A 21,317-nucleotide genomic window follows, 5' to 3' on the forward strand; every position below is an offset into this window, starting at 1 on the left:
CGTCGTCACCGACGAATCCCACACCGCCGAGGACGGCCCGTGACGCGCTGCCCGGGGCCCCGCCGACCGGGTCCGGGGCGGCATCACCGACCGCCCGTCCGAGGAGAGCCGCGAGCAGCGGGCCGAGCGCGGACTTCGTGGCCGCCGCCTGCTCCGCGATCCGGCCGATGGGCCAACGCATCAGCATGTGCGGCGTGTTCGCGACCTCGGCCGGGCGCACCGAACGCCAGCCGAGCCGCCGGAACAAGGGCTCGCCCCGCGCCTGGACGGTCGCGTCGAAGCGCAGTACGCCCGCTGCTTCGGCCCGCGCACAGGCGGCCCGCACCAGTGCGGCACCGATGCCCCGGAGGCCGCGGGCGCTCGGCGCGACGACGAGCCGGCCGCCCGCCCACCAGCCGAGGTCCGGGCCGTCGTCGACCGGCCCCAGCCGCACCCCGCCGAGGACCGTGCCCGCCGCGTCCTTGGCGACCAGCACCAGCATGCGCGGGTCGGTGTCGCGATCGTCCAGGTCGTGGCCGTCGAACAGCCCCTGTTCGTGCACGAACACGTCCTGCCGCAGCCGCCGGTAGTCCGCCAACTCGCCCTGCGTGCCCGCCTCTTCCACGCGAAAGGAGATCTCACGAGCGAGGGTGCTCCGGTCGCCCAGCAGGGCCAGGATGTCGTACGGCCCTTCTGTCGCCGCAGTTGCCGGGGATCCGTCGAGCAGCACTCCCCTCACCCGCCCGCCGTCGACAGCACGCTGCACGCCCCGCAGGCCGCGCACCCCGCCCTCTGGTCGGCGCCGCGCATCCCCGCGGCACGCAGCCTGGTGGCGACGCCTTCGGTGACGTATCGCAGCAGTTCGGCGCTCGGGGCGGCGACGCCGTCGCGGGCGGCGAGGGTGCCCTGCATCGGGCGGAACGGGACGACGAAGGGGTACACCCCCCGGTCGATCAAGTCTCCTGCCCCCGCGACGAGTTCGTCGGGGTCCTCGCCGAGGCCGACGAGGAGATACGTGGAGACCTGGTTGGCTCCGAAGACGCGTACCGCCTCGTCCCAGGCAGCCTCGTACTCGGCCAGTGGGACGGTCGACTTGCCGGGCATCCAGCGGCGGCGCACCGCGTCGTCGAGGGACTCGGCGTGGATGCCGATGGCGGTGGCGCCGGCGTCGTGCAGTTCCTGTATCCACGCGAGGCCGCCGGGCGGTTCGCACTGCACTTGGATCGGCAGGCCGGGCACGGCCTCCAGCACCGCCCGGACCGACCGTACGAGGTTGCGGGCGCCGCGGTCGGGTCCGGTGGTGGTGCCGGTGGTCATGACCATCTGTTTGACGCCGTCGAGCCGTACGGCTGCCTCGGCGACCTCGGCGAGCTGCGCCGGCGTCTTGGCGGCCACCGTGGCGCCGGAGTTCAGGGACTCCTCGATGGTGCAGAAGCGGCAGCGGTCGGACTCGGCGTAACGGATGCAGGTCTGGACGACCGTGGTGGCGAGGACGTCGGCGCCGTGCAGGCGGGCGATGTGCTCGTAGGGAATGCCGTCGGCCGTGGTGAGTTCGTAGAACTTCGGGCGCTGTACGGCGGTGAGGGTGAGGCCGGTGTCTTCGTCACCGAGCCACACTCTGCCGTCGCGGACCCGGTAGGGGCTGTCGGGGTTGCGGGGCAGCGCGGCACCGGCACCGTCGACGAGGACGTGCCCGTCGTCGCTCGGCCCCGCGCCGTCCGGCCGCCGCACGGGGGCATCCAACACCACTCCGCGCAGGGCGAGTTCGGCGCGAGTCATGATCCGCACATCCACCGCCGCAGAGCCGGTGTCCACGCTCATGCCGGCCCCTTACAGCTGGTAGGTGGAGTTGATGATGGCGCCCTTGCGCGCGTAGTGGATCAGCGCGTCCTGGACGTCGAGGGGGTGGGTCGGGATGACGCCCTCGATGAGGTCCTCCTCGCGGGCGCCGTGCAGGGACAGCCCGAAGCGGCAGCAGTAGACCCTGCCGCCCTCGGCGATGAACGTCTTGAGCTGGTTGTTGATGTTGTGCTCGCCGGGGAAGGCGGAGTTGCCGGTGGTGGGGAAACCGCGCGTGGCGAGGCAGTTGAGGGAGCCGGGGCCGTAGAAGTAGATGGCGGTCTCGAAGCCCTTGCGCAGGGCGCGGGTCGCCTGGAGGACGGCGACGAAGGACACGGACGACTCGTGCGCGATGCCGTGGACCAGGGTGAAGTAGGTCTCGCCGTTCTCGGCCTGGTAGTCGGGGAAGACCTTGGTGGAGCCGTAGATGCTGGAGCCCTCGGGGAGGGAGGGGTGCGGGATCTCCTCGAGGGACTTCTGCTCGACGTCGCTGAGCTGGGCTGCTGTTTCGGTCATGGGAATCTCCTTGTGCGAGGCGGGGGTTGGGCAGAAGGGGTTCAGTCGTAGAGAGCGGCGAAGGTGTCGCGGAAGACGAGGTCGGCGAGTTGGCCGCCGCCGGTCGCCTGCGCGAGACGGGCGTACTCGCCGGTGAAGTCGCCCCACGGCTGGTCGCTGGCGAAGAGCACGCGGTCGTGACCGATGCCGCGCTGCTCGATCTCCCGGGCCAGCCAGTAGGGCAGGAAGCCGATGGCCCAGGACAGGTCGGTGTAGACGCGCTTGCCGGCGGCGATCCAGTCGAAGAAGCGGAAGCCGGCGAGTTTGATGTGGCCGCTCATACCGCCGCCGAAGTGCACCAGATGGACCGGGACGCGGTCGGCGTACCAGTCGACGAGGTGGCCGACCTCGTCGATGTCGGAAGCGGCGCCGGGAGAGGTGTGGACGTGGACCACCAGGCCGTGCCGGGCCGCGGCGGCGAAGATGCGGTCCAGCTGCGGGCGGCAGCCGGGGTCGGTGGGACGGCCGCCGAGCAGGAAGCTGAGCTTGAGCGCTTTCACCCCGGGTTCCCCCGCCAACGCCAGTGCCTGCGCGGTGCGTTGCCCGTCCTCGGGACGCGGCGAGACCCACAGGCCCGCCCGGATCCGGTCGTCCGACTGAGCGGCCTCGATCGCCAGCTCGTTGAAGGAGAAGGCGACGGCCGGGTCGGGGACGCCGTAGTTGGGGATGACCAGGGCGCGTTCGGTGCCCTCGGCGTCCAGGTCGGCGATCAGCTGCTTGATGGTGGCGCGGGCGGTGATGTCGGGGTTGACGGGCGGGCCGCCGTAGAAGGGGTAGGCGGGCAGGACACCGATGTGACGGTGGGCGTCGAAGACCATGGCCGTCAGCCGATCGGGAGGGCGGAGGCGAGGGCGTTGGGCGCGCCGGTAAGAGTGCCGCACACGTCGGCCAGGCGGCGCGAGGCGTCGATGTGGCCGGCCAGGAACTCGGCGTCCCGGCCCACGGCCTCGAACCGGCCCGAGCCCCAGGTGTACTGCCAGGGCAGACCCAGGAAGTACAGGCCGGGGACGTTGCTGACGCCCCGCCAGTGCATGGGGTAGCCACGGCCGTCGAAGGCGGGGATCTCGATCCAGCGGTGATCGCGGGTGAAGCCGGTGGCCCAGACGACGGAGGTGATGCCGGCCTCGCCGAGGTCGAGGGCGCTCGGCTGCTCGTCCGGCAGCCATACGGGCCGGTAGCGGGCTTCGGCCGCCGCCTGGACGCCACTGGCCTCGATGTGCGCGTCGATGGCGTCCTTGATGCTCTCGGCCACCGCGTCGGCGTGGTCGAGGTTGGTCTTCAAGTCGCCGGCGAACTCCAGGACCGGTCCCTCGACCTCCGTGAGGCGGCCGTACAGACGCATCCCGTCGCGGGCGAAGGCGCGCAGGTCGATGTCGCGGCCACCGTCGCGCCCGGTCACGTAGTGGTTGACCCGCAGGCGCACCGCGTCTGCGTCGTCGAACCCGTCGATGCTCCTGGCGTAGTGGCCCATGTCGTCCAGCCAGGCCACGCAGTCACGGCCGCGGTAGAAGCGGGCGACCCGGGGCGCGCTGCCGACCGCGAGATGCACCTGCCGGCCGGCAAGGTGGAGGTCCTCCGCTATCTGGCAGCCGGACTGGCCCGTGCCGACCACGAGGACGGCACCGTGCGGAAGTCGGTCCGGGTTGCGGTAGCCGGAGGAATGGAACTGCTCGATGCCGGAAGGCAGCCGCTCGGCCATCCGGGGCAGCTTCGGGGTGTGGTAGGGGCCGGTGGCGACGACGACCTGGTCGGCGGTGAACTCCCCCGCGGCAGTGGTGACGCCGAAGACACCGCTCGCCGAGCGTCGCAGCCGGGTCACGGACACGCCTTCGACCAGCGGCGGCTGGAAGGCGGCGACGTACTCCTCCAGGTAGCGCACGATGTCGTCGCGGACCATGAAGCCGTCGGGGTCGCAACCGGCGTAGGGGTGGCCGGGCAGCCTGCACTGCCAGTTGGGGGTCACCAGACAGAAGGAGTCCCAGCGGCGCTCGCGCCACTCGTGCCCGATCCGGTGGGCCTCGATCACCACATGGTCGACACCACGCTCGCCCAGGCAGTGGCTGACCGACAGACCGGCCTGGCCGCCGCCCACCACGGCCACCGTGTAGTGGGCTCCCGAGAGCTGGGGCGCAGGGGTCACCGTGCGCTCCCGTCGGCGTCGAGCAGCGCCTCGACAGTGACCTTGCCGCCGGCCGGGAAGGCACGGACACGTGCCGTCTCCTCGATCCGCTCCAGCTGGCCGGAGGCGCCGGTGCAGTAGAAACCGAATTTCTCCCGTACCCTCTCACCGGCGATTCCGAGCGCCGTCCGACTCCGCTCCAGGAAGTCGGCGACTTCGTACTCGGCACCCACCGTGAAGTACTCCTCGATTACCGTGGAAGGGGAATAACAACGCTGGATGTCACCGTCGGGCCAGCGCACATCGAAATACATCTCGGGCATGACATCCTCCATGCCTGGCGCCGAGGTCCTCGCACCTCGACGCTGCGTGTGCCCACCACTTCAGCCAGCAGCGATTACCGAACCAAGTCATCCGGACTAAAGCGGAGTTACGGAACCCTCACGCCGAACCGAGCCCGACCCGCGGGAATTTGCCTCAGGGGCAAATTCCGGCACCTCACGCGAGATCAACGAGACCTGCGGGGCCGGAGCCCCGCCATTTGTCGGAGCAATACCGCTACTCGGCGGCTCCAGATATTCGATCTGAGACCGACGCTGTTCTCCCGCCCACTTCCGTACCCGCAGGCACCCTCACGAGAAGAAGCACACGACCCTGGTTCCTCCCCCGTTCGACCCCGACCTCGGCACCGCACCGGCGATCGTGCCCGAACGGCCCCCGCAGGTCTCCACGCTCGACGTGGTCGCCGCGATGCGGCAGAGCGAGGCGGCCACGCCGCCCAGTGACGAGCAGCTGAGCCGAGGAGGGTTCTTCGAGGTCGAGGAGCGAGCGGTACCGGGACCGGAAGGAAAGCCCGATGTCTCGCTGCCGACCTGCCCCCCGGCCGCCCCGAAGACCGCCGGCCCCCGGCCGGTCCTCCACTGCGCCCATGGAGGCGCCATGGTCATCGGCAACAACCCCACCGGCGTCGACCTGGTCCCGGACTGGACGCGCGACCTGGACGCGGCCGCCGCGCCGGCGGAGCACCGGCGCACACCCCAGCACCCGTACCCCGCTCCGGTGGAGAACGCCCACACCGGACTGGTGTGGACGGCGGAACACGCCGGCGAGTTCTGCGGCGCCCCGGATCGGATCCCCGTCGCGAGGACCAGCGCCGGAGACGGACCGACGGCCGCGGCCGCCCTGCCGGCCCGCGACCGCAAAGGACCGAGGCCGATCGGCCAGGTCCCCATGACCCCCATCCTGGACGACCGCAACAACACCCTGTCCGCCCGCCAGATCACGGACCGCGGCGTGCGGGACCGCCTCTCCAACGAGACGGCCCGGACCGCGCCGCTGGGCGAGCCGCACGGTGGCCCGGACGTACCCGCGTACACCGCGCCCGCACACGTAGAGGACCTGTCCGCTCCTCCCCCGGCATCCATCGACGACGGCTCCACCGAAACCTCCCGGGACAAGGCGAACGCCTACACCCCGCAGATCTCGGCGACCGCCAGTCTGGCCGAACTACACATCTGACCCGGCAGCCTCCACGGCAACAACGAACCCGCACCGCACCCCGCGGTCCCCCAAGCCACCACGCGCACCTGGACCGGCCGCACAGGCCGCTCCACGAATGACGCCATAACGCCGCGCCCGGCGGCACCCTGATCCTTGACAGCGAGGGACTCGCCAAGGCCATACTGCGCGACCGGTCCCTCACGGGACGGCTCGCCCTGGCCCGCGCCGACGACCTGCGCGTGATCACGTCCGCGGCCACCCTGGTCGAGGTCGTCCACCCCCGGACCAACCGCCCGGCCCTGCAGTGGACGCTGTCCCGCCTCGTCGTCGAGCCGGTCACCGAGCCCATCGCCCGCCACGCCGCCGCTCTCCTCGCCGACGCCGGCCTAGACGGCCACAAGTACGCCATCGACGCCATGCTCAGCGCCACCGCCCTCGCCGCCCCCGGCCCCGTCACCATCCTCAGCGCGGAGCCCGAGGACCTGACCACGCTGTGCGGCGGACAGGCCACCCTGATCAAGATCTGACCCAGGCCCTCGTCGACGAGGGCCCCTTTCGGCTCTGCATCTACTCGTCATCAGTCTCTGGTGTTTCCGACGTCCGCGCCGTCTACGCGTCCGGGTGGTGGATCATCTCGGGCTCGGCGATCCTCCGCGCGCTGGCCGCCTTCAGCATGACACCCTCTCGACGTCCCGCCGACACACCGGCGGCCGGCGGCGAACCGCACGGACCGGCCGCATCCGACCGGTCCACCGCACCCGACCAGTCCGCGGCGCGATGACCTCGCGCGCCCTCACCGCCGGAGGCACATCGAAATGTCCCGTCCCGCCATGACCGCACACACCCTCACCAGCCCGTCGCACACCACGTCCTACCTCACGGCCGGCCCGACCGGGGGGCCGCTGCTGGTCTTCGTGCACGGCTGGCCCGCCCTCGCCGCCACATGGCGGAAGCAGCTGACACACTTCGCCGCCCTGGGCTACCGGGTCGTGGCACCCGACCTCCGGGGCTACGGCCACTCCACCGTGTACGGCTCCCCAGACGCTTACCGCCAGGAGAACGTCGTCCACGACATGCTCGAACTGCTCGACCACCTCGGGCGCGACCGGGCGGTCTGGATCGGCCACGACTGGGGAAGCCCAACCGTCTGGAACCTCGCCGGCCACCACCCCGACCACACCGCGGCGGTGGCCAGCCTGGCCATTCCCTACCGCACCCTGGAACGGGGCCTGGCGGCCATGCTGCCGCTGGTCAACCGCGACCTGTACCCCGAAGACACCTATCCCATGGCGCAGTTCGACTACATGGCCTACTACGAGGAGCATCCCGAACGGGCCACGGCGGTGCTGGACGCAGACCCGGGCAGCAGCGTCAGGGCACTGTACCGGCGCGGCGACCCGATCGCGCCGGGCACGCGGGTCTCCCCGCGGGCCACGCTACGGCGGGACGGCGGCTGGTTCGGCGGGGCCGACCGCGCCCCCGACCTCCCGCTGGACACGGCCGTCCTCACCGAGGAGGACGCCGATGTCCTCACCGAGTCGCTGACGCGCAACGGCTTCGCGGGACCCACCGCCTACTACCTCAACCACGAGGCCAACGCCGTGTACGCCCGACAGGCGGTCAACAGCGGCCGGCTGGACCTTCCCGTCCTCTTCCTGGGCGCCGACTACGACGCCACGGCCGACGTCGTGACGACACGCCTCGCCGAACCCATGCGCGCGTACTGCTCCGACCTCACGGAGGCGCGCGTCCCGGCCGGCCACTGGCTCCACCTCGAACGCCCCGACCTGGTGAACACGCGCCTGGCCGACTGGCTGAGCCGCATCGGCCGCCCTGACGCGCCTTGAGCCAGGCCACGCTCTCCTCGACCAGGTCGAAGATGTCCGCCCCTTCGGCGATGCGATCCGCTTCGATGATGTGCACGCGGATCGCGTCCCGGCCGACGTAGAGGGCGTCCGCCAGGGCCACCGAGCCCTGTCCGGCGGCGACTTGGGGTTCGCCGCGTACTCCGGGGCCGTCTTTCACGTGGACGAGTTCGACTCGTTCGCCGAGCCTGGCGACCACGTCGGCGGGGACCTGGCCCGCGGTCTGTGCCCAGTAGAGGTCGACCTCGGCGACGGCCGACGGGTCGAGGGCGTCCCACAGCACGTCGTAGCCGTAGCGGCCGTCGTCGAGCGGGGTCCACTCCCCGTAGTGGTTGTAGCCGACCCGCAGGTCATGGGCTGCCGCTGCCTTCGCGAGGGCGTTGAGGCGGTCGGCGTACCTGCGCACTCCGTCGGCCGAGACCAGAGCGTCGCGGGTGAATCCGGGGAGTGCTTCGGGGGTGGAGGCGATGGCGATGGGTGCGTCGGCCTCGGCCATCTCCTCGAAGAACCAGCCGGGGTCCTCGCGTCGGGCAGGCGGGCGTGGGTGGAGGAGACCGTGAGGCCGGCGGCGTCGATGGCGGCCTTCAGCGAGCGCGCCTCGGCGAGGCGCGCGGCACGGTTCAGCTCGCTGCGGCCCAGGCGGAAGGGCTCCACCGTGGCCACCCCGAGGCCGGCGATCCTGGCGAGTGTGGCGGGGCGGTCCTCCAAGACGTTCCCGGACGGTGCTCCTGGTCACGGCCGTCACCTTGAGCATCATGCTTCTCGCCCTAGCAGCAGAACTGCAAATGACCAACAGCAACATCTACCTGCAGTTGATCGCGGTGGGGCTGGTCGGAATGATCGCTGCGCGGGCGGCAGTGGTACGGGAGCGCCGGCAGCGGGCGCTGGCGCAGGCTCGGTGGGTGGCTGCGTCAACTCAGGAAGTGCTGCTTCGGCCGCTGCCGCGCAGGGTGGGCTCGCTGCGGATCGCATCTGTCTACCTGTCCGCTGACGAGGAGGCAGCGGCCGGCGGAGACCTGTACTCGGTCGCTGAGGTGGATCACTCCACGCGCATTCTGATCGGGGATGCTAAAGGCAAGGGGCTGGCCACGATTGAAGAGGTCGGCTTTGTCCTCAACGCCTTCCGGCGCTCAGCCTGGCACCGTCTCCCGCTTGCAGACGTTGCCACCTACCTTGAACACAACTTGGTTGAGGATGTCTCGGCAGCCGCTGCACTGCCAGGCGGCACGGATCAGGAACTTTGCCCCTCCCGTTACCCCGAAGGCTTCGTGACCGCGGTCGTGGTCGATCTGCCGGAAGACGGCGATCGGATCAGCCCGGTGAACTGCCGCGATCCGCCGTGACTACCGCGCCGGCCTGTCGCAGCGGGCTTTGCAGCGCCAACACAACGGCGTGCCACCCTGTCGCATTATGAGATCGTGCGTGCTCAACTTTCGTACGAGCCCAAGGACGAGCGGCAGGCCGCGTCTCTCGCCGCCGCACTGGCGCGTGCCGGCGTCGACGTCGTGCCCGATGCCGACACGGTCGGGACGGACGCCGTCGTCCTGCTGTGGTCGTACGCTGCCGAGGCCGCCTGGGTCCCCGCCCGGGCGGAACGCGAACACGTCGTACCCGTCCGTCTCGACGACTGCCCACTGCCGCCCCCGCTGAACCGACTGCCCCAGGTACGCCTCGCCGTCGGCGTGACGGACGCGGGAGCGGCCACGATCGTGCGCCTCGCCTCGAGTGCCGCGCTCTCCGGCGAACAGGTGCCCGAACCCTGCCAGAGCCCGAAAGGCGGCACTCCCGAGAAGTGGCCTCGGCCGGGCGGTGATGGCGTCCCGCGTGATGGTGTAGGCGATCACCGTGCGGGTGTGCGCGGGCGGGTGGTGCACCAAGGTTCGGGGCGGATCCCCGGTTTCGCCAACCGGAAATCCGCAGCCGTCTCGTCGAGTCCGGCCCTCTGCTCAGGTTGGCTCAGGCGTTGGGACGCTTGCCGTGATTCGCCTTCTTCTTCTTGCGGCCGCGTCGCTTGTTCCCTCGCTTAGCCATGGTGCACATCTCCCTAATCCGGGACTTTCTATGCCTTCTTCAGTCTAGATTCGGCCCGGAGTGTCCGCATCAGCGGTACTGTGGGCGCGTGCTGCCGGCCGCAGGTCAGAGGCAGTGCAGGGCTCGGACCATCAAGCGCTTTCCAAAGCCCCTGGCCGCGCACTGCGTCATGATCTGTTGATGGATGAGTACGCGTGGCCAACGGGCCCAGACGTGCACGCCGCAGAGGTGGTTCTGCGGAACGGGACGGCAACCGTCGCAGCTCTGCCCGTCCCCTTGCTGGTTCTACCGTGACACCGGGACCATTCAGCCGGCGGCGATCCCTGATTGTTTCCACAGCGCAGACTGCCCACGTGCCACCATGACCTGGTGAACTACGACTTGACCCGCCTGGGGTCCCGGGAGTTCGAGCATCTGTCCCAGACGCTGGTCAAGTGTGTTCCAGGACCAGGAGTTTCGGTCTTCGGTGACGGCAAGGACGGGGGGCCGCGAAGCAACGTTCGAGGGAACCGTGCCCTACCCGTACGAGAGGGAGCAATGGCACGGTTGCGGGGTCGTCCAGGCGAAGTTCAAGCAGCGTTCCGAGGGCGTCTCCTCGGGTACGGAATGGCTTGAGCGGCAGATCAAGGCGGAGTTCAACGAATGGCTGCGGCCCGATTAACCCGTCGACCACCCTCGGGGCCCGGCGGCTCGACAGTCACAGGCGCGCCCTCCATACCCACCGGGTCCCCCGTTGCTGAGCCACTCATGCAGGGCCCTCACCCGGGGCGACCGCTGGGGATGGCGAGTTCACGGCCACGGTAAAAGCCTTCCCGCTCCTCCACGACGTACGGGGCCATGGCGGCCCGCCGCCGCGTCTCCGACTCGGAGGCCCGCCAGGAGTCACACGCCTCGCTGGAGTCCCAGAAGGACACCCCGGTGATCTCCTGTCCGTCTTCGGACCAGTACGCGAAGGCACGGTGCATACCCTGCGGACGGGTGGCCGGCCGCCACGCCTTCTCGAAGTCATCGAGGGTGCCCGGCCGAATGCGGCGCGTCGACACCCAGACGAAGTGTTCATCCATCCCATCCTCCTCCGCTACGTCGGCCCGGCTTGTCGGCGCCCATGCGACCACCGTAGGTCCGCAGCACCGATTGCGCCTGAGCGGCAATCGCGGTGCTGCGGAGAATCCCCCTGTGGTGTCGGCAGGGGCTGAATCGCCGGTGTGCCCTGTACTGCACCGTGCGCGGCAGACGTCCCCGGCACGGAAGGCAGGACATGATGGACGTAAATCAGCGTTCCAGGAGGAGGGGGACACAATGGTAAAATCCGGTCATGGCGGTACCGGCGATGTGGCGGGCGGCAAATCGCGGTTCGATGACATCTACGACCGTCCGGACCCCCGCGCGTACTTCCAGCGGCTCGCCCCGCTTGAGTACGAGATCCCGCACCATGCCCAGCCGGTCTTCCGGCAGGTGGCAACCGACCGGGCCGCGCTCGACGACGGCCACCCCGGCAGGCTGGCGATGCTGGACGTGTGCTGCTCGTACGGGATCAATGCCGCGCTGCTCAACCACGACGTCACGCTGGCGGAGATGTACGAGCGGTACACCTCCCCTGCTTGCCAGACGATGTCGAGGTCAGAGCTCGCCGCATGGGACAAGGAGTTCTATGCCGAGCGACGCCGACCGGACGCAGTACCTGTCTTCGGCCTGGACGTGGCGGCACCCGCCGTGCGGTACGCACTCGAGGTGGGACTGCTGGACGCCGCCTTCACCGATGACCTGGAACAGAGTCCACCCAGCCCTGGTCTGAGGTGCGCGCTCGCCGAGGTCGGCCTCATCACGCTGACAGGCGGCGGCAGCTATATCACCGCTCGCACATTCAGGGCGTTGCTGGACAGTGTCAGAAGGCCGGTGTGGGTCAGCGCGTTCGTTCTGCGGACCGTGTCGTACCACCCGATCGTCCGGGTACTGGCCGTGCACGGTCTGAGCACCGCCGTCGATGTCTCCCACACCTATCCGCAGCGTCTCTTCACCGACGAGCGGGAACAGCGGTATGCGATCGAGGCGGTACGGGCGCTGGGAGTCGACCCCGCGGGGCGCGAGAAGGACGGTCGTTTCCACAGCCTGCGCTACGAGTCCCGGCCCGAAACGCGGTGGCAGTCAGGCGACCGAGTAGAGGCTCACTGCGCGCAGCCGACGTCCAGTACTTCAATCACCTCTCCGTGGACCGTGTAGACGAGCCAGCACCACTCACCGAACGCTGCCGCCAGGTCCGGGGCCCGCATCTTCGCGTCCTCGGTGACCGCGTCGATGAGCGCCATGATCTCCGCGTGCATCTCGTCCGGCACATCGAAGAGCACGCTGGCGGCGGGTTGGACCAGTTCGACTCGCATGACGCCCCCGCAGACGGGCAAGCAGGACACCAGGCGAAGCGGCGTACACCGCTCGGCTCGATGACCGAATAAAATCCCTCACGACCACCATAAATCCACTGCTTGCCGCGCGAGGCGGCGCCCGCTGGTACTGCCTGGGTGGCGACGGAACGAGCGGTCGGCCCCGGTGCGGCGTCAGCGGATGCCGGTGCGCGCGTGCCCGCCCCGGCGCCTGCCGTGCTCGGTCGAGGCCCGGACGAGAAGGCTCTCCGCCCGTGCCACGGCGTCTGCGGCATTGCGTAGTCCCATGAGGACGCAGAGTGTGTAGGCGGCATCGTCGAGCCGGCGGTAGCTGAGCGAGCTCAGCGGATCCCGCAGCAGACCGTTACGCGCGAAGCGCAGCGGCAGCGGTCCTGACGTGGGGCAACAGCATGCGGTCGCACCTCGTGCAGGGTCGCACTGACCTCCTCCGCCTTGGCACGATGGGCAGCAGGGTCTGTACTCGAAACGGCCGGCGCGGCGGGTGGTTCGACGCAGGACACCTTCACGCTCCCGCTCCTTGTACTCCGCGCTGATGCGCAGCTCCCGCTCGCTCATCTCGATGTCGTCCCGCCTGATCCCGGGCAATTCCGCCTCGAGCACATACGCGTCGTCGATCTCTGGCATGTCCGCCGCAGGAGACCAGGCCAGTGCGGCGGCAGGTACGGCGGCGGCGCCCTGCAGCAGCCGGTTCATGCGCTCGACCAGCTCCTCGAACTCGGCGGCGATCGGTCTCACCCCGGCCGAAGCCGGCGAAGGACCTGTCCAGCAGGCTGCCGGGCCGGTGCCGTACGGGCGACGTCATCACGGTTCGCCTCCGGAGAGTGGGCCATACGGGTCGCCCTCCACGGTGCGCGTCTCCGCAGCACCGGGCGACTCGACCCCGTTCTCACCGTCCTCATCACCGGCAACGCCCAGGCGCCCCATGAACGCGGGCTCGCTGCGCGCCAGGACACGCTGGAGCTGCACCCGCAACTCCGTGTACTGCACACCCGTGCCATATCGCTGTGCTGCCACGGCAGAACCAACGCATTGCGCCTGGGGAGCGAAGTGCGCCGGACGGGTGGAGCCGCGCACGCGCCGCAACAGACATGCAGGACCACAACTCTGGTCGGACACTGGGGGCAAAGCAGTGGCTGACGGCGTACGAACCCAGGGCGCGATGGCTATGAACCACGGCACCACACACTCCTCCGGTGCGACGGATGCCGTCTCCACACGTTCCGTGTTCGGCGCGCCGTGCTGGGTGAGTCTGAGCAGCCGCGACCTCGACGCCACGCAGGACTTCTACGGGGCCGTACTGGGCTGGCGGTGGCGCACCGCCAGACTCGGCGACCGTTTCCGGACCGCACTGGCGGACGGGGTACCCGTCGCGGGGGTCGCGGAGATGGCTACCACGTGGCAGATGGCCGTGGCCTGGACGCCGTACTTCGCCGTGGCGAACGCGGACGAGGCGGTCGCCCGCTTCCGGGAGCGCGGCGGGACCGTGGCAGTGGGGCCGATCTCCTTCCCTCCCGGAAGGGCGGCGCTGCTCGCGGACCGCGACGGCGCCCGCTTCGGGGTGTGGCAGGGGAAACTCGTCACCGAGTGGGAGGCATGGCGGCAGGCAGCGTCGACGTTCATCACCCTGCACACCCGTGACGCCTTCGACGCGGCCATCTTCTACGGCGAGGCCCTCGACTGGGCCTCGGACCTGCCCGGCTGCTGCGAGGTCGAGTACGCGGGAGGCGAAGTACTGCTGCGCAGCCGGGGCGCCGTCGTGGCCCGCATCGAGTCAGGCTCGGTGGAGACGCCACCCGACCCGTCGGTCCGGCCGCACTGGCAGGTCCACTTCACCGTTGCCGACGTGGGACCGTGCGTCCATGCCGCTGGGAAATGCGGCGGCAGTGTCTTGGCGGAGGGCCGGCGGGAGGCCACACTGCGCGACCCCGACGGCGCCCAGTTCACCGTGACCTCGCGTCGGCAGTACTGACAAGGCGGAGCCACCGGATCAAGGGCCTCCCAGTGGCCGGGGACAAGGTCGTGATCGGCATGACCAGCGAAGCGGACATGGCCCGTAACGTCACCGATGACCAGCTCGCCGAGTTCGTCCAGCGGGTATGACCGTCATCCGACCCGCACCGACCTCACCACCCGCCACCTGCACGGTCGTATCACCCACCAGGGCAAGAAGGCACAGCGATCCGGGCCAGTCGGCGGTGGCACGTCGAGCGCACGCACGAGACCGGGCTATGGGTTCCTCCCGAGCGCAGCATCCGGGCCGACTCCGGCTCCCCGGCACGGAGTTCACTGTCTCGTCGGGACGTCGTCCGCCCGCTCGCCCTCCGCTTGAGACGGTTCGGTCCTGGGCACGTCCGGGTGCTGTTCCGTGGCGCTGCGCTCGCCCGGCTCGTCGCGCTCCCCCTCGGCCTGCGACGGGGTACGCGCGTATAGCCAGCGCTCGTAGTCCGAGGCTCCGGATTGCATGATGGGCCTCCTCCTTCGCTCGCTAACCCCATGGTCCACCCTCGGCCGTGACGCGGCGAGAGAAGTGTGAGCAACGGGCAATTACGTGCCCACCGTCATCGTCGCTCGCTACGTGGGGGGCGACGAGGAAGCGTGAACAGCGGGCGTGGACATGGATTCTGGTCACGTCGTTGGACCGGGGACCGTCAGCCATCTCTATAACGTTGCAGTGAGCCGCTTGACCAGCGCGTTCGGCGCACAGCTTCAGTGTGCCCCGGAAACTGCTCGTCGGGTGATCCGACCCGGCCTCGCCCGGCCCTCAACCCCGCGGGGGCCAAGAAAGACAACGCCCGCGCGCCATACAGCAGCCTCCCGAACGAAGATGGAAAGGAGGAGCGAAGCGATGGCACGGATGTTCGCCGACGACGACCACTTGGTCGTGCACCTGACATGGCGGGAAAAGACAGCCGCGCGCCGCGGCGACGTGCGCGTATCGCTGACGGCGGTGTGCCGGGTGACGGTCGAACCCGACTGGTGGCGCGCCCTGCGCGGAGTCCCGCAGCGCGGCCTCTCGATTCCAGGGGTCCGGTGCATCGGCACGCGCAGCCACCACGCCGGGCTGGACTTCGTGGCCATCCAGTCCGGCAGACCCGTCGTGTGCGTCGAGCTCCGGCCCTCCGCTCCTTTCCGCCTCCTTGCTGTGTCCCTTCCAACCCGTGCGGACGCGAGGGCCACAGCGCAATGGCTCGGCCGAACCGCACCGAAGATCGACACGTCCACGCCTTGGCGGCAGCCGCTTCCGGTACCCGAGGAGAACCCCGCCCCCGCGACGTCGGACAACCCGCCAACACCCCCTCTCACATCTCCTCCGCGCGCGCGATGCCTGAGTGGGACGAGTGGCCGGCCACTAGCGACCACGCCGATGTCGACGCCAAGACCGGCCGCCGCCTCGATGACAGCCAGACCTACGTCTACACCGCAGGGCCCGCAGCCAGCACCACAATGCGCTCCCGATACCCCCACAACGGCCTGACGCGCAGGCAGCCGACTGAAGGTGCCGGGAATCGTGAACGGCAAGCCCCGGCCTTGCACCGAGCGAAACGGCGAGGTCGTGGACTTGGTGTTCGTGGCCGTGGCCGCCGTGGTCAGTGCTGCCGTCGAACGGTCGGCCCGGCGGGCTCGTCGGCACGCGCGGGCTTCGGCGTAGGCGGGGGCGCTCGCGGATCTGGCGACGTCGGCCCTGCGCGGCCGGGACGATCTGCCGGCTCTGCTGGAACGCGTCCGTACGACCTTCGGCCTGGAGGCGCTCAGCCTGCCACAGCGGGACGGCTCGGACAGCCGCCGGTGGTTCGTCACCGCCAGTTCGGGGCCCCGCCCGCCGGAGCGACCGGAGCAGGCGGATACGGAGGTGACGGTGACGGACGCCGGCCGCGCGTGGCCGGCCTCTCGGCGCGGACGACCGGCGCGATCTGCACGGCTGTGCCGCTCAGGTGGCGGCGACGTGGGAAAGCCGGCGCAGCCGCCGGCAGGTCGAGGCCCTGAGCGAGCGTGCTCTCTCCGACCGGCGGCGCGCTGAGGCGCTGCAGGCCGCCGCGAGCGACCTGGAGGCGGAGGTGGCAGCGGCACAAGGGGCGCTGGAGCGGCTGCGGGAGCGTGGGACGCCCGTGACCGCCGTACAGTGGGCCGCCCTGTGCGAACACGCTCATGGTGAGCCCCCTCTCCTGGGGAGGTTGTTGTACACGGTTTGGGCGGTGGCGAGCGATGAGTTCGGCCGGTGCCGTGACGGACCGGACGTTCTGGGGCGGGGCGTGGTGAAGGCGGCTGGGCTGCTGCCCGCGGCGGGGCTGGGTGGGTATGCCGTCGCGGGCGCGGCCGTGGTCGGGGAGGCTGGTCGCGGCGCGGGCCGGGTCCTAGGCGGTGGTGATCGTGCCGTCCCACTCGCCGCCGGACGGGACGGAGGCGTGCTGGTGGATCAGTTCCCAGCCGTTCTGCCGCCGTTCGAAGCAGTCGGTCTGCCGGGCCATGACGTGCTTGGTGCCGCCGTTCTTGAGCACGATGTCCGTGCTCTGCACCGTGCAGACGATGCCCATGTCTCCGTTGACCTTCGCGTCCAGTTCGAGGATGTCGACTTTGCAGGACTCGAAGTTGGCGAAGGTGTCGTCGAACAGCTTGCGCGCCGGCGCGATGCCCCTGGACGCGAACGGGGGGATGTCGAACCAGAGCACGTCCGGCGCCCAGTGGCGGGTGCTCTGCGCGCCGGTCATCGACTCCGTCATCTCGCGGACGATGGCGATGATGGCTTCCTTGTCCTGCTCGATCGTCGTCATGACGTTGCTCCTTTCGTCTTGCGGCCTTGATCGGCCGCTACGGGCAAGCCTGCGGTGTGCCGTCAGGGGAGGTGCAAGACCCGGCCCGGCGGCGAGACCTCCCCTGAGGGGAGGTCTCCTGCCCCGGGGCGTGCCGCCTGTGCTGGTCGCCTGGGGGCTTCCCCGAGGAGCGGGCCGTTCAGAGGGCGGCCAGGGCGCGGAGGCGGTCGGCGAAGGCGCGCTGGGCGGCCCCGCAGTGCGGGGCGAGGCGGTCCCATCCGTGCGGGACGCCGGGATGGACGTGCAGTTCAACGGGGACGCCCGCGGCGGCCAGGCGCGCGGCGTAGGCGATGTCCTCGTCGCGGAAGATGTCGAGGTCTCCGGTGTCGATGTAGGCCGGGGCCAGGCCGGTGAAGTCGCTCAGGCGGGCCGGTGCGGCGACCGGGGAGACATCCGCGGTTCCCAGTGTGTCGCCGAGCACCGCCTTCCACGCCGTGTAGTTGTCGTCGTAGGTCCAGGTCAGGAAGGGTTCGCGGGCCGGGTCGGGGCTCTGGTTGCGATCGTCGAGCATGGGATAGACCAGGATCTGGCGAGCCAGGGGGATGTGCCGGTCGCGGGCCAGGATGGCGGTGGCCGCGGCGGGTGCGCCGCCCCCGCTGTCGCCCATCACCGCGATGCGTGCGGTGTCCACCGCCAGTTCGTGCGCGTGGCCGGTGAGCCAGGTCAGGCCGGCGAAGACGTCCTCGGCGAGCATGGTGCCACTCGCCTCGGGCGCCAGGCGGTAGCCGACGGACAGGAACGGCACCCCACTGTGCGCGACGTACCGGGAGAGCAGGGTGTCGTAGGCGTCCAGGTCGCCCAGGATCATGCCGCCGCCGTGGGCGTAGAGCACCGCCGGGCCCGGCGCCATGGTCTCCCCGGAGGTGTACCAGCGCAGTTCGATCCGGGCGCCGTCGGGCGCCGTGGCGAAGTACGTGGCGGTCCTGATCCCGGTGACCGGGGGGACCAAGGCCGCCATGGCGGCCTGGCCCAGGGTGCCGGCCTCGCGGATCGCCTTCCAGTCCCCGCGCTCGCGGGCGGGCGCGCCGGCGGCCTGCCCCGCGAGGGCTGTCAGGAGGGGGACGAGTTCCGGGTCGAGGGTGTAGTTCACGGGACGTGGTTCTCGCTTTCCAGAGGTGGACGGATGCGGGCGCAACGAGGTGGCGGTGCACGCAGCCCGGCGGGACGCTCTGCGTGCGCCGCGGGCGGGCCGGACGGCGCGGCACCCCTCAGTACGGGCAGGGCTGGTTGCGGATCACGGCGAGGCTGACGATCTTGCCGTCGCGCACGCTGAAGTAGTCCGACATCACCAGTTCCACCGGAAGGCTGGTCTTGTCGTAGGTGCCGTCATAACGCGAGCGCACGATGATCTGCCCGTAGTGCTCGACGACCTCGACCGGCTCCATCGTGACGCGGTCGCCGATCATCTCCTTCTCCGCCCAGGCCCGGATGGCACCAATGCCCCGGATCTCGCGGCGCGCGTCATTCACGTAGGCGTCCTCGGCGAAGGTGGCCACCATCCGGTCCAGGTCGAAGGCGTTGACCGCCGCCAGGTACTCGGCGACGACGGACGGCACAACCGCAGTCGTGGGCGTGGTCATGATCAAGGCTCCCTTCAGGCCGGCGGCCCGGCTGACCGCCTGCACACAGCCTCGGACCTGCCCCAACGAGAGGTACAAGACCCGCGAGCGCCCGCGCATCTCCCCTAAGGGGAGGTGGCACAGTGGCAGGCATGGACGCGACACTGCCGATCGGGGACTTCGCGAGGGCCACCCACCTGAGCGTGAAGACGCTGCGCTACTACCACCGGGTGGGCCTGCTGGAACCGGACGAGGTCGACCGGCACACCGGCCACCGGTACTACACCACTGCACAGATCCCCACCGCGCAGATCATCCGCCGCTTCCGCGCCCTGGACATGCCCGTCGAGCAGATCGCCAAGGTACTGACCGCCCCCGACCTCGACACCCGCAACGCCCTGCTCGCCGCGCACCTGCACCAGATGGAGCAGGAGCTGGCGCGCACCCAGAGCGCGGTCGTCTCGCTGCGCGACCTGCTCACCCGCCCGCCGGGCGGCACCCGGGCCGAGATCGGGCGCCGCAGCGTTCCCGCCACGTCGGCGGCCGCGATCACCGAGACCGTGGACGTCGCCGAGGCGCTGACCTGGTACCAGGGTGCGCTCGGTGAGATCTACGCGACGCTCGACGCCCAGGGTCTGGCCGCCGGCTCACCCGCCGGGGGGATCTTCAGCACCGACCTGTTCACCCACGAACACGGACCGGCAACGGTCTTCGTGCCCTGCACCGAACCCGTACGCCCGATGGGCCGGGTCGACGCGCTGGTGGTACCGCCTGCCGAGCTGGCGACGATCATCCACCGCGGCCCGCACACGAACATCGACCTGGCCTACGGAACCCTCGGCGCCTACGTCGCCGAACACGCACTGGCCGTGGACGGCCCGATCCGCGAGTACTACCCCGTCGCACGCCGCGAGAGCCCGGACCCGGCCACGTGGCGCACCGAAATCTGCTGGCCGATATTCCACACCGGACCGTCCCCCCACCAGCCCGCCGAGCCCAAGGGCGACGGCGGCCGGCAACGGACGACGCCGCTCCTCACGAACCGAGCCAGGAGAACCGGCCCTCAACAGGCGAAGCCATCCAACTGACGAAGCCAGGGAGCACAGCGTGATCGTGCCGGTGTGGCGTCCCGGGCTCGCGGCGGGTGCACTCGCGGTCGACTACCAGCGCATCCTCGCTCTGCTGGCCGGGAGGTCTTCGCCAGGCGGTGAGACGGTATCGTGCCAGGAGCTCGCGGCCGGCCTCGGGCTGGAGCCGACCTCGGCGAACATCGAGGGCCGGGTGCGCTCGCGGGCCAAGCGGCTGACGGACCGGGGCTGGCTGGCCGAGCCGGTCCCGGGCAGGTTCACGCTCGCTGTCGGGCCTGCCGCCGACTCATGAGCATGGTCATCGACCACAGCACCATGGCCTCATGAACCTCAGGCAGGGCCTCGTAGTCGCGCACCAGCCGCCGCGATCGCATCAGCCGGCTCAACGTCCTCTCGACCACCCAGCGCCTGGGCAGCACCACGAACCCCGAGGCGTCATCACTTCGCCTGACTATCTCCAAGGTGAGCCGCAGCTTCTCTGCAGCCCAGGTCACCAGCCGCCCCGCATAGCCGCCGTCGGCCCACACCAGCACGATCTTGTGGAAGCGGTCTCTCAGACGCTCCAGCAACGGCCCGGCCGCGTCCCGGTCCTGTACGTTCGCGGCGGTCACCGTCACGACCAGGAGCAGCCCAAGGCAGTCCACGACGACGTGCCGCTTGCGACCGCCGACCTTCTTCCCGTTGTCCCACCCGGACGTGGGGCACGGGACGCTGGGCGCGGCACGCAGTGACTGCGCGTCGATGACCGCCGCGGTTGGCTCCCGGTCGCGGCCCTCGGCCTCGCGGACCAGGCCGCGCAGCCGATCGTGCAGTTCTGCCAGCAAGCCCTTCAGGCGCCAGCGCCGGTGGAAGGCGTAGACCCGGTCCCAGGCCGGAAAGTCCGCAGGCATCGCCCGCCAGGTGATGCCTCCCGCGACCAGATGTCGCACAGCGTCGATCATCTGCCGATGGCAATACCCCTCCGGCTGTCCTCCCTTGCCGTTCATCCAAGCCGGGACCGGCAGCGCGTGGCGCACCACGGCCCACTCCGCGTCCGTCATGTCCGAGGGATACCTCGGCCGCCTGTCCGACCGGTCGCCCGCGTTGCCGAGCCTGTGCGCGAAGCAGTCACACGCCTGGGCAACCCGGTTGGACCCCGGCGGCACCAACAGGGAACACCGCACCACAGGGCCTCCTGTTTGCTATGGACTTCGACACCCACGAGCTGTGCAGAACGCCCTGCGCCTATGCACTAATCGCCAGAAGACCACCCGACCGAACCACCACGCTCGAACTCGCGCTCAGCATGATCGGTACAACAACGCCGTCTTAAAGGTGGGTTCAGAAAGGCGGGTCGGGGATCTGTCGGCAGCAAGCGCGCGGACATCCTTGTGCAGAGCTTCGACGTGGTGAGCTAGTTCTGGTGATGTAACCAACGGGAGTACAGCCGCGAGGGCGGCCTTGCGGATCTCCGGCTCGCGGTCCGCAAGGAAGGGATGGATGGCGTCAAAGAGGGTTGACCGAAGGACGCGGAACGCTTCGATGTCGGCGTCATATCCGCACCGCGTCGTCGTCGAGTAGTTGTCGCAAGATCAT

At 70.1% G+C, this 21,317-nt stretch carries 25 protein-coding genes; 9 read left to right on the forward strand and 16 right to left on the reverse strand.

Annotated elements, in window-relative coordinates:
• From ABT137_RS48755 to ABT137_RS48780, 6 genes are all read right to left on the reverse strand, one after another.
• A partial coding sequence (locus ABT137_RS48755) for an MSMEG_0567/Sll0786 family nitrogen starvation N-acetyltransferase (protein ID WP_351720030.1) occupies nucleotides 1–745 on the reverse strand: 745 nt, incomplete at its 3' end.
• Nucleotides 715–1,800, reverse strand: a complete 1,086-nt coding sequence (locus ABT137_RS48760) for an MSMEG_0568 family radical SAM protein (RefSeq protein ID WP_351720033.1) — start codon at nucleotides 1,798–1,800, stop codon at nucleotides 715–717. The genes ABT137_RS48760 and ABT137_RS48755, both read right to left, overlap by 31 nt.
• Before the next feature lie 9 nt (nucleotides 1,801–1,809).
• A complete protein-coding gene (locus tag ABT137_RS48765) occupies nucleotides 1,810–2,334 on the reverse strand; it encodes an MSMEG_0572/Sll0783 family nitrogen starvation response protein (protein ID WP_351720035.1) in 525 nt (174 codons plus the stop codon).
• Nucleotides 2,335–2,375: 41 nt separating this feature from the next.
• Entirely contained in the window at nucleotides 2,376–3,191 is an 816-nt protein-coding gene (locus ABT137_RS48770) for an amidohydrolase family protein (RefSeq protein ID WP_351720037.1), read from the reverse strand.
• Nucleotides 3,192–3,196: 5 nt separating this feature from the next.
• The gene (locus ABT137_RS48775) at nucleotides 3,197–4,513 is read right to left on the reverse strand and encodes an MSMEG_0569 family flavin-dependent oxidoreductase (protein WP_351720039.1); all 1,317 of its coding nucleotides are present in this window, start codon (nucleotides 4,511–4,513) and stop codon (nucleotides 3,197–3,199) included.
• Nucleotides 4,510–4,815: an MSMEG_0570 family nitrogen starvation response protein gene (locus tag ABT137_RS48780; RefSeq protein ID WP_351720041.1), complete on the reverse strand. Its 306-nt coding sequence runs from the start codon at nucleotides 4,813–4,815 to the stop codon at nucleotides 4,510–4,512. Before ABT137_RS48780 ends, ABT137_RS48775 begins: the two co-directional genes overlap by 4 nt.
• A gap of 379 nt (nucleotides 4,816–5,194) precedes the next feature.
• Between ABT137_RS48780 and ABT137_RS48785 the strand changes: the two genes are divergently transcribed.
• The 3 genes from ABT137_RS48785 (at nucleotide 5,195) to ABT137_RS48795 (ending at nucleotide 7,839) form a co-directional block, all read left to right on the forward strand.
• Nucleotides 5,195–6,010, forward strand: a complete 816-nt coding sequence (locus ABT137_RS48785; RefSeq protein ID WP_351720043.1) for an alpha/beta hydrolase — start codon at nucleotides 5,195–5,197, stop codon at nucleotides 6,008–6,010.
• A gap of 128 nt (nucleotides 6,011–6,138) precedes the next feature.
• The gene (locus ABT137_RS48790) at nucleotides 6,139–6,519 is read left to right on the forward strand and encodes a PIN domain-containing protein (RefSeq protein WP_351720096.1); all 381 of its coding nucleotides are present in this window, start codon (nucleotides 6,139–6,141) and stop codon (nucleotides 6,517–6,519) included.
• A gap of 303 nt (nucleotides 6,520–6,822) precedes the next feature.
• Complete coding sequence (locus ABT137_RS48795; protein ID WP_351720046.1) at nucleotides 6,823–7,839, forward strand: alpha/beta fold hydrolase; 1,017 nt, start codon at nucleotides 6,823–6,825, stop codon at nucleotides 7,837–7,839.
• On the opposite strand, the gene ABT137_RS48800 is transcribed toward ABT137_RS48795, so the two are convergent.
• Nucleotides 7,727–8,353 (reverse strand): sugar phosphate isomerase/epimerase family protein, encoded by a 627-nt coding sequence (locus tag ABT137_RS48800; RefSeq protein WP_351720048.1) that lies wholly within the window; start codon nucleotides 8,351–8,353, stop codon nucleotides 7,727–7,729. The two genes, ABT137_RS48795 and ABT137_RS48800, sit on opposite strands and share 113 nt — an antisense overlap.
• Before the next feature lie 226 nt (nucleotides 8,354–8,579).
• Here ABT137_RS48800 and ABT137_RS48805 point away from each other — a divergent pair, with 226 nt between their 5' ends.
• Complete coding sequence (locus ABT137_RS48805; RefSeq protein ID WP_351720050.1) at nucleotides 8,580–9,200, forward strand: SpoIIE family protein phosphatase; 621 nt, start codon at nucleotides 8,580–8,582, stop codon at nucleotides 9,198–9,200.
• A gap of 613 nt (nucleotides 9,201–9,813) precedes the next feature.
• On the opposite strand, the gene ABT137_RS51175 is transcribed toward ABT137_RS48805, so the two are convergent.
• Nucleotides 9,814–9,888 (reverse strand): 50S ribosomal protein bL37, encoded by a 75-nt coding sequence (locus ABT137_RS51175; protein ID WP_099504217.1) that lies wholly within the window; start codon nucleotides 9,886–9,888, stop codon nucleotides 9,814–9,816.
• Between the two features lie 511 nt (nucleotides 9,889–10,399).
• On the opposite strand from ABT137_RS51175, the gene ABT137_RS48810 reads away from it, so the two are divergent.
• Nucleotides 10,400–10,549 carry a hypothetical protein gene (locus tag ABT137_RS48810; RefSeq protein ID WP_351720053.1) on the forward strand — a complete coding sequence of 50 codons (150 nt, stop codon included), beginning with the start codon at nucleotides 10,400–10,402 and terminating at the stop codon, nucleotides 10,547–10,549.
• Between the two features lie 97 nt (nucleotides 10,550–10,646).
• On the opposite strand, the gene ABT137_RS48815 is transcribed toward ABT137_RS48810, so the two are convergent.
• The gene (locus ABT137_RS48815) at nucleotides 10,647–10,952 is read right to left on the reverse strand and encodes an NIPSNAP family protein (RefSeq protein ID WP_351720055.1); all 306 of its coding nucleotides are present in this window, start codon (nucleotides 10,950–10,952) and stop codon (nucleotides 10,647–10,649) included.
• 268 nt (nucleotides 10,953–11,220) lie between these two features.
• Here ABT137_RS48815 and ABT137_RS48820 point away from each other — a divergent pair, with 268 nt between their 5' ends.
• Nucleotides 11,221–12,108, forward strand: coding sequence for a hypothetical protein (locus ABT137_RS48820; RefSeq protein WP_351720058.1), 888 nt, complete (start codon nucleotides 11,221–11,223; stop codon nucleotides 12,106–12,108).
• On the opposite strand, the gene ABT137_RS48825 is transcribed toward ABT137_RS48820, so the two are convergent.
• Complete coding sequence (locus ABT137_RS48825) at nucleotides 12,054–12,266, reverse strand: hypothetical protein (protein ID WP_217554672.1); 213 nt, start codon at nucleotides 12,264–12,266, stop codon at nucleotides 12,054–12,056. The genes ABT137_RS48820 and ABT137_RS48825 overlap by 55 nt on opposite strands.
• Nucleotides 12,267–12,440: 174 nt before the next feature.
• Nucleotides 12,441–12,980, reverse strand: a complete 540-nt coding sequence (locus ABT137_RS48830; protein ID WP_351720062.1) for a DUF5133 domain-containing protein — start codon at nucleotides 12,978–12,980, stop codon at nucleotides 12,441–12,443.
• 472 nt (nucleotides 12,981–13,452) lie between these two features.
• Here ABT137_RS48830 and ABT137_RS48835 point away from each other — a divergent pair, with 472 nt between their 5' ends.
• Entirely contained in the window at nucleotides 13,453–14,256 is an 804-nt protein-coding gene (locus ABT137_RS48835; RefSeq protein WP_217554704.1) for a VOC family protein, read from the forward strand.
• Between the two features lie 314 nt (nucleotides 14,257–14,570).
• Here ABT137_RS48835 and ABT137_RS48840 read toward each other — a convergent pair whose 3' ends face one another.
• The 4 genes from ABT137_RS48840 to ABT137_RS48855 form a co-directional block, all read right to left on the reverse strand.
• Nucleotides 14,571–14,750, reverse strand: a complete 180-nt coding sequence (locus tag ABT137_RS48840; protein WP_351720065.1) for a hypothetical protein — start codon at nucleotides 14,748–14,750, stop codon at nucleotides 14,571–14,573.
• A gap of 1,889 nt (nucleotides 14,751–16,639) precedes the next feature.
• The gene (locus ABT137_RS48845; RefSeq protein ID WP_351720067.1) at nucleotides 16,640–17,056 is read right to left on the reverse strand and encodes a YybH family protein; all 417 of its coding nucleotides are present in this window, start codon (nucleotides 17,054–17,056) and stop codon (nucleotides 16,640–16,642) included.
• Nucleotides 17,057–17,234: 178 nt separating this feature from the next.
• Nucleotides 17,235–18,185 (reverse strand): alpha/beta hydrolase fold domain-containing protein, encoded by a 951-nt coding sequence (locus ABT137_RS48850; RefSeq protein ID WP_351720069.1) that lies wholly within the window; start codon nucleotides 18,183–18,185, stop codon nucleotides 17,235–17,237.
• Between the two features lie 118 nt (nucleotides 18,186–18,303).
• Complete coding sequence (locus ABT137_RS48855; RefSeq protein ID WP_217551111.1) at nucleotides 18,304–18,675, reverse strand: nuclear transport factor 2 family protein; 372 nt, start codon at nucleotides 18,673–18,675, stop codon at nucleotides 18,304–18,306.
• Between the two features lie 131 nt (nucleotides 18,676–18,806).
• On the opposite strand from ABT137_RS48855, the gene ABT137_RS48860 reads away from it, so the two are divergent.
• Both ABT137_RS48860 and ABT137_RS48865 read left to right on the forward strand, forming a co-directional pair.
• The gene (locus tag ABT137_RS48860) at nucleotides 18,807–19,742 is read left to right on the forward strand and encodes a MerR family transcriptional regulator (protein WP_351720072.1); all 936 of its coding nucleotides are present in this window, start codon (nucleotides 18,807–18,809) and stop codon (nucleotides 19,740–19,742) included.
• Between the two features lie 19 nt (nucleotides 19,743–19,761).
• On the forward strand, nucleotides 19,762–20,034 hold the full coding sequence (locus ABT137_RS48865; protein ID WP_143604712.1) for a hypothetical protein: 273 nt from the start codon (nucleotides 19,762–19,764) through the stop codon (nucleotides 20,032–20,034).
• On the opposite strand, the gene ABT137_RS48870 is transcribed toward ABT137_RS48865, so the two are convergent.
• Nucleotides 20,000–20,782: an IS5 family transposase gene (locus ABT137_RS48870; RefSeq protein ID WP_351720074.1), complete on the reverse strand. Its 783-nt coding sequence runs from the start codon at nucleotides 20,780–20,782 to the stop codon at nucleotides 20,000–20,002. The two genes, ABT137_RS48865 and ABT137_RS48870, sit on opposite strands and share 35 nt — an antisense overlap.
• Nucleotides 20,783–21,317: the final 535 nt, after the last annotated feature.

The sequence above is a fragment of the Streptomyces sp. NPDC001980 genome (assembly GCF_040296885.1).
GTDB lineage: Bacteria > Actinomycetota > Actinomycetes > Streptomycetales > Streptomycetaceae > Streptomyces.

Bases quoted from the DNA above. Each gene is read 5' to 3' on its own strand.
- ABT137_RS48760 (WP_351720033.1), bottom strand. From the start codon at position 1,800: ATGAGCGTGGACACCGGCTCTGCGGCGGTGGATGTGCGGATCATGACT.
- ABT137_RS48765 (WP_351720035.1), bottom strand. From the start codon at position 2,334: ATGACCGAAACAGCAGCCCAGCTCAGCGACGTCGAGCAGAAGTCCCTC.
- ABT137_RS48770 (WP_351720037.1), bottom strand. From the start codon at position 3,191: ATGGTCTTCGACGCCCACCGTCACATCGGTGTCCTGCCCGCCTACCCC.
- ABT137_RS48780 (WP_351720041.1), bottom strand. From the start codon at position 4,815: ATGCCCGAGATGTATTTCGATGTGCGCTGGCCCGACGGTGACATCCAG.
- ABT137_RS48795 (WP_351720046.1), top strand. From the start codon at position 6,823: ATGACCGCACACACCCTCACCAGCCCGTCGCACACCACGTCCTACCTC.
- ABT137_RS48800 (WP_351720048.1), bottom strand. From the start codon at position 8,353: ATGGCCGAGGCCGACGCACCCATCGCCATCGCCTCCACCCCCGAAGCA.
- ABT137_RS48815 (WP_351720055.1), bottom strand. From the start codon at position 10,952: ATGGATGAACACTTCGTCTGGGTGTCGACGCGCCGCATTCGGCCGGGC.
- ABT137_RS48825 (WP_217554672.1), bottom strand. From the start codon at position 12,266: ATGCGAGTCGAACTGGTCCAACCCGCCGCCAGCGTGCTCTTCGATGTG.
- ABT137_RS48830 (WP_351720062.1), bottom strand. From the start codon at position 12,980: ATGAACCGGCTGCTGCAGGGCGCCGCCGCCGTACCTGCCGCCGCACTG.
- ABT137_RS48835 (WP_217554704.1), top strand. From the start codon at position 13,453: ATGAACCACGGCACCACACACTCCTCCGGTGCGACGGATGCCGTCTCC.
- ABT137_RS48840 (WP_351720065.1), bottom strand. From the start codon at position 14,750: ATGCAATCCGGAGCCTCGGACTACGAGCGCTGGCTATACGCGCGTACC.
- ABT137_RS48845 (WP_351720067.1), bottom strand. From the start codon at position 17,056: ATGACGACGATCGAGCAGGACAAGGAAGCCATCATCGCCATCGTCCGC.
- ABT137_RS48855 (WP_217551111.1), bottom strand. From the start codon at position 18,675: ATGACCACGCCCACGACTGCGGTTGTGCCGTCCGTCGTCGCCGAGTAC.
- ABT137_RS48860 (WP_351720072.1), top strand. From the start codon at position 18,807: ATGGACGCGACACTGCCGATCGGGGACTTCGCGAGGGCCACCCACCTG.
- ABT137_RS48870 (WP_351720074.1), bottom strand. From the start codon at position 20,782: ATGACGGACGCGGAGTGGGCCGTGGTGCGCCACGCGCTGCCGGTCCCG.